General features: G+C 50.4%; 7 protein-coding genes and 1 pseudogene. 7 read left to right on the top strand and 1 reads right to left on the bottom strand.

The genetic code is table 11. From position 1 onward, the window contains the following. The first annotated feature begins 144 nt into the window (after nt 1-144). The 6 genes from cpaB to ACJAZW_RS14380 are packed head-to-tail and all read left to right on the top strand — an operon-like array spanning nt 145 to nt 7,283. Nucleotides 145-1,071, top strand: coding sequence for a Flp pilus assembly protein CpaB (gene cpaB, locus ACJAZW_RS14405; RefSeq protein WP_415159312.1), 927 nt, complete (start codon nt 145-147; stop codon nt 1,069-1,071). Nucleotides 1,072-1,083: 12 nt separating this feature from the next. After that, nucleotides 1,084-2,511 carry a type II and III secretion system protein family protein gene (locus ACJAZW_RS14400; protein WP_415159310.1) on the top strand — a complete coding sequence of 476 codons (1,428 nt, stop codon included), beginning with the start codon at nt 1,084-1,086 and terminating at the stop codon, nt 2,509-2,511. A gap of 29 nt (nt 2,512-2,540) precedes the next feature. Next, nucleotides 2,541-3,800: an AAA family ATPase gene (locus ACJAZW_RS14395; protein WP_415159308.1), complete on the top strand. Its 1,260-nt coding sequence runs from the start codon at nt 2,541-2,543 to the stop codon at nt 3,798-3,800. A 27-nt stretch (nt 3,801-3,827) separates the two neighbouring features. Next, entirely contained in the window at nt 3,828-5,300 is a 1,473-nt protein-coding gene (locus ACJAZW_RS14390; protein ID WP_415159306.1) for a CpaF family protein, read from the top strand. Nucleotides 5,301-5,303: 3 nt separating this feature from the next. After that, on the top strand, nt 5,304-6,284 hold the full coding sequence (locus tag ACJAZW_RS14385) for a type II secretion system F family protein (protein ID WP_415159304.1): 981 nt from the start codon (nt 5,304-5,306) through the stop codon (nt 6,282-6,284). Nucleotides 6,285-6,314: 30 nt separating this feature from the next. After that, complete coding sequence (locus ACJAZW_RS14380; RefSeq protein WP_415159302.1) at nt 6,315-7,283, top strand: type II secretion system F family protein; 969 nt, start codon at nt 6,315-6,317, stop codon at nt 7,281-7,283. A gap of 126 nt (nt 7,284-7,409) precedes the next feature. On the opposite strand, the gene ACJAZW_RS14375 is transcribed toward ACJAZW_RS14380, so the two are convergent. Next, nucleotides 7,410-8,192 carry a tetratricopeptide repeat protein gene (locus tag ACJAZW_RS14375; RefSeq protein WP_415159300.1) on the bottom strand — a complete coding sequence of 261 codons (783 nt, stop codon included), beginning with the start codon at nt 8,190-8,192 and terminating at the stop codon, nt 7,410-7,412. Nucleotides 8,193-8,356: 164 nt separating this feature from the next. Between ACJAZW_RS14375 and ACJAZW_RS14370 the strand changes: the two are divergent. After that, nucleotides 8,357-9,033 (top strand): annotated as a pseudogene (locus tag ACJAZW_RS14370) (leucyl aminopeptidase family protein); the annotation flags it as partial.

Genomic DNA, 9,033 nt, shown 5'->3' with positions numbered 1-9,033 from the left:
GCAACACATTGGAACACTTTAGTTTCTATTAACGCTAATTCAAAAGGCTCGGTTAACCAAGTTTTGACCCTTTGAACGGATACTGCCCCAAAAGCTTTGTGCATCAAATGTGCTTTGCTGTGTTTTAACCGGGGTGTAAGCGTAATGAAGCCGGCGCGTATTTTACTATTAGCAGTTGCACTTGTTGCAGGTGGTCTTGCGGCCTTTTTCGCCGTGAATAGCGGACCAAAAGACACCACGACGCAGATCGCGGCTCCCGTGGTTGAACGTACAAAAGTGCTGATCGCATCTCAGACTATAGGCATCGGCCAGCGCATTTCTGCGGACATGCTTGAATGGCAAAATTGGCCTTCAGATGCTTTGCGTCCCGAATTCATCACGAGTGAAGCTGTGCCCGATGCGCTCAGTCAGATGGACGGCGTGGTTGCACGCTTTGAAATTTTCACCGGCGAACCAGTGCGTGAAGCCAAGTTGGTGCGCGCCATCGATGGATATCTTTCTGCAGTAATCGGCCAAGGCATGTTGGGCGTTTCAGTTACAGTTTCTCCTGAATCCGGAGCAGGTGGTTTCATTGTTCCCAATGATAGGGTCGACGTCATTGTGACGCAAGCCACCGCATTTGGTGACGTGTCGCAAACGATTTTGACGAATGCACGTGTATTGGCAATTGGCGCTCGTTTGGGCGAAAAAGGCATAACCGGTGAAGACCCTGAAAATGGTGCGGTTTTTGAAGACAACACCATTGCCACACTTGAACTGACGCCACCGCAGGCTGAAACCATTGTGAACGCGCAAAAAGTTGGCGAATTGTCGCTGGCATTGCGTTCGATAGTAGATTTTGCCGACGGTCCGGCCGCCGATGCGCAGAGTAATGATTCAACTATTCAACTCATCCGTGCCGGCCAGTCGGTTTCTGCGCGCATCAGTGCGCCGCAAACCGGAGATCAAGCGAGTGGGGCCATAACATCTGCGGTCAAAACATCAATTTTTTCAAACACGGCAAACAATAGTGCAAGTCAGAGTTCTGGCGGCAGCGCGGGCAATGGGTCAACCCCACCACCGTTGCAATAGGAGTAGTATAATATGTTGAACACCTGTTCCATTGCAGCATTCACAAGTCGGTCGTCGACGCTCATGCGCTCGGCAATTTTCTTGCTGATGTTTTTGGCCATAACTATTGTCATCACGCCAGTAACCTTCGCTGCCCCCGGAATTTTACGTATTTCGAGCAACCAAATTGGTAAAGAACATCGCGTTGAAATCGGCTTAAATAAATCACTGGTGGTTGAACTGCCAGTTTCTGCAAAAGAAGTTATCGTTTCAAATCCCGGTGTCGCCTCGGCATTGGTACGCACCAAACGCCGCGCTATCATTCAGGGTGTGGCACTGGGTGAGACAAATATTTTGTTCCTAAACGATCAGGGAATGCCAATCGCTGTCTTGGATGTAACAGTTCAACAATCGAGCAAAGGGCTGGCAGCAACTATTGCACGTCTTTTGCCGGGCAGTGCGATAGATGTTGACACCATGAACGGTAAAATCGTTCTTTCAGGTACTGTCAGAAGCGACGACGATATGCAAAAAGCAATAGCGATCGCCGGACAATTTGCTGACGGTCCTGATACTGTGGCGAGTGTCATCAGCATCGACGGCGCGCAACAAGTAATGCTCAAGGTGACAATTGCCGAAGTTCAACGTGAAACCGTTAAACAGCTTGGCATTGATCTCAGCACGACGCTGAGTATTGGCGGACTTTCAACAACGCTGATTTCCGCACCAGGATTGGGCGGCGTGTCAAATGTCGTTGCGCCAAATTCTATGAAATCGGGCTTCTCACTTGGTAATCTGTCCGTTGATGCGACAATCAAGGCGCTGGAACGACGCGGCGCAATTCGTCTGTTGGCGGAACCTGTGCTCACCGCGATTTCGGGGGCAAAGGCTGAGTTCCTTGCAGGTGGAGAGTTCCCTGTGCCAACTGGCTTTAAAGATGGTGAAATCACCTACACATTCAAGAAGTTTGGTGTCGATTTGGCGTTCACACCCGTTGTGCACACCAATAACGATATTTCGATGGAGATCGAAACCAGTGTGTCTGAAATCAACGCCGAGGGTGGCTATACAGCCGGACCGGTTACCATTCCGGCAACCAAAGACCGTAGAGCAAAAACCTCTGTCCGGTTGCGTGCCGGTACAACTTTGGCCATCGCAGGATTGATAGAAGAAAAACAGCGTCAACGGTTCAATGAAATTCCAGGGCTGGGGAAAATTCCAATTCTTGGCACCCTGTTCCGCTCACGCGATTTCATTCGTGCCGAAACAGAATTGCTGATCTTGGTCACACCATATCTCACTGAGTCAGGAAGCGTGAACGATTACACTTTGCCAACTGACAAGCTCACAATGGCTGACGATGCTGCGGCGTATTTTCTTGGTCAGATGGAGAAAATGTATGGCGTGGGTGGCGAGAACGAAGGCAACCTACAAGGCTCAATCGGCTTTGTTTTGGATTAACGGATACGGATTGAACGTGGAGTATTTTAATGAGTGAGTATGACAGCGATCCGACTGGGCCAGAAGAGGCGTCGATTTCTGGCGCCCGCTTGGTACCGCATATTACCATCCAAGCTTTTTGCGAGAATGCAAAAACTGCCCAGATGATAGAGCAAGCCGTGTCTGATCGACGGATGAACAAAGTTGCGCTCACCACCCACAATGGTGGTGTGAGTGCCGCAATCGAAATCTACAGACTCAATCCGACGCCCAATCTGATCATCATCGAATCATCATTAGCGGCGCAGGAGCTGATTGACAGCTTGGACAAACTTGCAGGGGTCTGCGACGCCTCAACGCGGGTCGTTGTGATCGGGCATCAAAATGACGTAGAATTGTATCGCAAATTGATGCGTTTCGGGGTGTCAGAATATTTGGTCATGCCGTTTGCAAGTACCGCACTGGTCGACACAATTTCGGAACAGTTCGCCGCTGCTGGCGCCGCGCCGATTGGCAGAACAATCGCGTTTCTTTCGGCCAAAGGCGGTGCAGGGTCATCGACCATCGCACACAATACGGCTTGGGCAATCTCGCAAACTGTTCGGCGTGACGTGCTCATACTTGATATGGATTTGCCGTTTGGAACGGCGGGCCTCAATTACAACCAGGAGCCACCACACGGCCTTGCCGACGCCGTATTTTCACCAGATGTGATCGACGACGTCGTGATTGACCGGTTGATGTCAAAATGCGCCAACCATGTGAATTTGCTCACAGCGCCTGGGACCCTTGATAAAGACTATGATTTTGAGGAACGTTCATTCGAGCAAATTATCGAGATTTGCCAAAATAACGTGCCCTTAGTTGTCCTTGATCTGCCTCATGCATGGAACGGCTGGATTCGCCACACCTTGTCAACAGTCGATGAAATCGTGGTGGTCGCCGAACCCGATCTTGCCAATCTACGCAATACGAAGACGATTTTGGACAAACTAAAAGAATTGCGGCCAGATGAATCAGAGCCAATTCTTGTTTTGAACAAAGTTGGTGTCGCCAAACGCCCCGAGATTGCCGCCAACGAATTTGGCACGTCGATAGACGCTGAGTGTTTTGCACAGATCCATTTTGATCCAGCCCTATTTGGTTCCGCAGCAAATAACGGGCAAATGATCGCCGAAGTCAACGTATCGCACAAGGTCAATGAGGCGTTCACAAGGCTGGCGCTTAAGACAACCGGCCGGGAGATGCAAGATGGTGTTCATCAATCTGGCATTTTACCTGGTTTGTTGAAGAAATTGAAACTCGCCTAGAGCCAAAATCATTGAGTAAGGGTTTTTATGTTTGGGAAACGCACAAGTTTTGGAGGGAATACAAATGGCGCGGTGCCGAACAAGCCGCAGCCTGCTGTTGCGCCTCAACAGCAACCAGCCCGGACACCGATAGCGCCTAAGAAAGCCAAGCGGGAGAGCAGCGAACCGGTAATGGATGTCGAAGGCGACGTGAAAAACCGCAGCACCGATTCCGAGTATTTCAAAACCAAGTCGTCTGTTTTTAATGCGTTGATTGATAGCATCGATCTTAGCCAATTGGCGACGATGGAAATCGAATCTGCGCGCGAAGAAATCCGCGATATCGTGTCCGAAATTATCGCATTGAAATCGATCGTTATGTCGATTTCTGAGCAAGAAGACCTTCTCGAAGACATCTGCAATGACGTATTGGGATATGGTCCGCTTGAACCCCTTCTCGCGCGTGATGACATTGCGGATATTATGGTCAACGGCGCGGCCACGACCTACATTGAGGTGAACGGCAAAGTCAGGCTTACAAATGTAAGATTTCGCGATAATGCGCACTTGATGAACGTCTGCCAACGCATCGTTAGCCAGGTTGGACGGCGCGTTGACGAATCAAGTCCCATTTGTGACGCCCGCCTGCCGGACGGTTCTCGGGTAAATGTTATTGGTCCGCCTTTGGCAATTGACGGTGCTGCACTGACCATTCGTAAGTTTAAAAAAGACAAATTGACATTGGATCAGCTGGTTAAGTTTGGCTCGATTTCGCCGGACGGTGCCGAAATTTTGCAGATTCTTGGCAAGGTGCGCGCCAACATATTGATTTCGGGTGGTACCGGTTCGGGTAAAACGACCCTCTTGAATTGTTTGACCGCTTTTATTGAATCCGATGAGCGGATCATAACTTGTGAAGACAGTGCCGAGCTACAGCTACAACAACCGCACGTTGTTCGTTTGGAAACGCGTCCACCAAACCTTGAAGGTGAGGGCGAAATTACCATGCGAGATTTGGTTAAAAACTGCCTGCGTATGCGCCCTGAGCGGATCATCGTGGGTGAGGTGCGTGGACCAGAAGCATTTGATCTGTTGCAAGCCATGAACACCGGTCACGACGGTTCGATGGGAACGCTTCACGCCAACTCGCCGCGTGAGGGTCTGTCACGGCTTGAATCAATGATCACAATGGGTGGCTATTCTTTACCCTCGCGCACGATACGTGAGATGATTGTGTCTTCAATTGACGTCGTGGTGCAAGCCGCACGTTTGCGCGATGGCTCGCGCCGCATCACACACGTTTCAGAAATCATGGGCATGGAAGGGGACGTCATCGTGACCCAGGATATCTTTGTATATGACATCGTGGGTGAGGACGCCAACGGCGACCTAATCGGACGTCATCGTTCCACAGGGATCACCAAACCCAAATTTGCAGAGCGCGCGCGCTATTACGGCGAAGAGTTGAATTTGATTGAAGCGCTTGAGCGCGCCAATGCCGAAGATTTGGGAGCGGCTTAGCACATGTCTCCGATCATCCTCATACTTCTTGTTTCGTTGGCCGTTGGCGCCGTTGGCATGGCGTTTATACCCGGCATTGTCGGCGGGGGGCGTGCGGATAAGCGCATAAAAGCGCTGACGACTGGTGAACGCGCAACGGGGCGAAAAACCCGGGTTGACCCCGCAAAGGCACGCCAAAACCGTCGCAAATCCTTGCAAGACATCTTGGATGATCAAAGCGAACAGAATAAGAAAAACAAAAAAATATCGCTGAAAAAACGCTTAGCACATGCTGGCATGAGTATCTCGGTAAACGGTTTTTGGCGCAATGCGGCCATCTTAGGTGTTGTCGTTTTCCTTGTGACCTGGCTCACGGGGGTGCCCATCTTGCTCGCACTCGTCTTTGGTGCTGCGGGCGCATATGCGGTGCCTATGTGGTACGTAAAACAGCGAACACGGAAATATCAAACTAGGTTTTTGGACGAATTTCCAAATGCGGTCGATTCCATCGTTCGCGGCGTGAAAGCGGGTATGCCGTTAAATGAATCTATGAAAGTCGTGGCCAGCGAATCCAAAGAACCGGTGAAGACCGAGTTTACAAGGATAATTGAGCAGCAATCAGTTGGCAAAAACGTTGCCGAAGCTGTGCCAATTCTGTTTGAGCGTTTGCCCATCGCCGAAGTCAACTTTTTTGTTGTTGTGATCACGGTCCAGCAACAGGCTGGTGGCAATTTGTCAGAAGCACTTGGAAATTTGGCCACTGTGTTGCGCAACCGCAAGAAGATGAAAGCAAAAATAAAAGCGGTCTCCTCTGAGGCAAAAGCGTCAGCCGGCATTATCGGTTCGCTGCCATTTGTTGTCTCGACATTGATCTCATTGGTCAGCCCGACCTATATGCTGCCCCTCTTCACCACCCCATTGGGTAATATGTGGCTTGGTATAGCGGTTCTCATGATGTCATTCGGTGTTTTCGTTATGCACAAAATGATCCAGTTTGACTATTAGCATGTGGCACAAATTGAGTAAGGAAATCAGATGGATTTCGTAGGACTTGTCACCAGTTCGGATTTTATTGTCTCGGTCTTGGCGGCCATTTCAGTTGCCGCAATTGTCTTTACATTCGGAGCTCAGTTCTCCGAAGGTAAAGACATGAAGTCCCGCATCAAAAAAGTGGCGGTTGAGCGGGAACGTTTACGCATTGACGAAATCACGCGGCTTCGCGGAGAAGATAAACATGCGCGCCGTAAGGTTGAGAATTCAGATACGGTGAAAAAAATCGTTGAGAGGTTTTCGCTGAAAAAAGCGTTTGCTGACGACCAAACAGCCCTTAAACTTGCCCGCGCAGGCTATCGCAGTCCAGCGGCGATCACGACATTTGTATTCTTGCGCTTTGTTGTGCCGCTCGGCATGACGTTGCTCGCCCTGTTCTATTTTGTCTTCATCTTTACCAAAGATGAACCGCTATATTTGTCGATTACCTATGCGATCGGCGTTGGCATCGTCTCGTCCTATTTACCAGTAATCCTACTCAAAAATCAGACCACCAAGCGCCAACAATCCATCCGCAGCGCCTGGTCAGACTGCTTGGATTTGCTGCTTTTATGTGTTGAAAGCGGTATGTCGGTCGAGCACGCATTTGCGAAAGTCGCGCGGGAAATATCTACGCAGAGTGAAGAACTCGGCGAAGAATTGACGCTTACGACCGCAGAATTGTCATTTCTGGACAAACGCTCACGCGCGTTTGACAACATGGCGCTGCGCACAGGACTTGATGAAGTGAAGTCCGTGATGACGGCGCTTATTCAGTCTGACAAATATGGGACATCTGTGGGCAGTACGCTGCGTGTGATGGCCGAAGAAGGACGCGATATGCGTATGATGGCCGCCGAACAAAAAGCCGCGGCGTTGCCACCAAAACTAACGGTTCCACTCATCCTGTTCTTTTTGCCGGTTCTGTTCATCATGATCATGGCGCCCGCACTAATGACCGCCTTTGGTATGTAGGCGCTGCAACCAAAATTTCTTCTCAGTTTGGAATTTGCTAAACAAAAATAAGCGCGCAGCCGTCGTACAGAACGAACGGCTGTGTTGTTCAGTGGTTGTGGTTTTAAGAGCCGGACGCAATGGGCGCTACTTTTTGCCCTTGATCAGGTCCCATTTGTTTTGTTGGGTAAGAAGCGCGCGAATATAAGCCATATTGCTTTCAACCGCTTCTGGTTCAAGCTCTGCCGCGTAAATTGCTCTTGCTTCGTCAAAACGCCCCTGAAGGCCAATAACGAGGGCCAAGTTTTGTCTTATCCGGCCAGTGGCCCCGGGGAGGCTTGTCGCCCTTTTCAGATATATTTCAGCTTGTGGCAGGTCGCCAGTCATTGCAAATGACAGGCCCATATTTGCCTGCAGTCCAGCCTCGTTTGGCGCAGACAACATGGCTTGTTGATAAAGCGCACGCGCTTCCGTGTTGCGCCCCATCTGGTCCAAGATCGCGCCTTTGACGCTCAATGTGTTCCAGTGCGGTGCCTCAACGCGGATCGCTGCATCTATAATATTGAGCGCCTGGTTGAACTGTCCGTTTGACGCAAGCGCTTTGGCGAACGCCAATGCCACATCCCGATCACGAGGAAATTCGGTGCGCGCGCGTTCAAGCACCGATACCGCTTGTCCCGGTTGACCCACAGCGCGCAACGCTGCTGCGTAATAGATGGTCGTGCGAATATCGCGCGGATTGTTTTGATATTTTTGTGCAAAATCTTGCGCCGCAGCCTGTTTTTGCATTTGTGTGAGGCCGGAAAAATCAGGCGTACGCATTTCACTGCCGCCACGGCTTGCAGCACATGCATTCAAAGCAATGGCTGCAACGCTGACCAGTGCCAAAGCACGAAGCTTTTTGAAAGTGGTGGAGCGATGAAATTGCACTTATATTTCTCCAAATGCGCGCGCAACCCATTCTAGGCAGGCTCCTAAATTCAATAAATCATTAACCCTAACAGGCGGTTAAAACAGATGCGGTAGAACCAATTGCCAAGCGCTCAATTGCGATATATTTCTGAACAATCAAATCAAATTTTAGACGGGATATCATGACCAAAACCATCACATGTGTATGGCAGGGCGATCAAAGCCAGCTGAACAAATTGAGCGAGGCCCAAAAAAACTGGCTAGCCGCAAGTAAGTTTGACGGCAAAGCGGGTGAGCTTGTGGCGGTGCCCGCAACCAGCGGCGACATCGATCAATACGTGTTTGGTTTGGGCGAGCGCGGTAAATCGCACCCGATGATTACCGGATTGGCCGCAGTGCAGCTCAAAGAAGGTGAGTTTGATCTTGCCGGTGATTTTGTGAACCCAGATATTGCTGCGTTGGGGTTTCGCCTCGGCGCTTATCAGTTCACTCAATTCAAGAAAAGTGATCAATACGTATCGCTAGGTAAGGCTGAGGGCGCTGATGCGGCCGAAGTTGCTTTGATGGCGGAAGCGGCCGAGTTGGCGCGCGATCTGATCAATCGGCCCGCCAACGATTTGGGACCTGAGAACTACGAAACAGCAATCCGCGAATTTGCCAAAAAGCACGGCGCAAGCGTTCGCTCAATTGTCGGCGATGATCTGCTGACGCAAAACTATCCGATGATTCACGCGGTGGGCCGCGCATCCGCTCAAGCGCCGCGCTTACTAGACTTTACTTGGGGGCAAGAAGGCGCACCCAAGGTCACATTGGTTGGCAAAGGCGTGATTTTTGACAGCGGTGGTCTGGATATCAAGCC

It is taken from the genome of Maritalea sp., from assembly GCF_047634455.1.
In the GTDB taxonomy this organism is placed as follows: Bacteria; Pseudomonadota; Alphaproteobacteria; order Rhizobiales; family Devosiaceae; genus Maritalea.
This window is presented reverse-complemented; position numbering and strand designations above follow the sequence as displayed.

Coding starts and splice junctions, on each gene's coding strand:
- cpaB (WP_415159312.1), top strand. CDS start 145: ATGAAGCCGGCGCGTATTTTACTATTAGCAGTTGCACTTGTTGCAGGT.
- ACJAZW_RS14400 (WP_415159310.1), top strand. CDS start 1,084: ATGTTGAACACCTGTTCCATTGCAGCATTCACAAGTCGGTCGTCGACG.
- ACJAZW_RS14395 (WP_415159308.1), top strand. CDS start 2,541: ATGAGTGAGTATGACAGCGATCCGACTGGGCCAGAAGAGGCGTCGATT.
- ACJAZW_RS14390 (WP_415159306.1), top strand. CDS start 3,828: ATGTTTGGGAAACGCACAAGTTTTGGAGGGAATACAAATGGCGCGGTG.
- ACJAZW_RS14385 (WP_415159304.1), top strand. CDS start 5,304: ATGTCTCCGATCATCCTCATACTTCTTGTTTCGTTGGCCGTTGGCGCC.
- ACJAZW_RS14380 (WP_415159302.1), top strand. CDS start 6,315: ATGGATTTCGTAGGACTTGTCACCAGTTCGGATTTTATTGTCTCGGTC.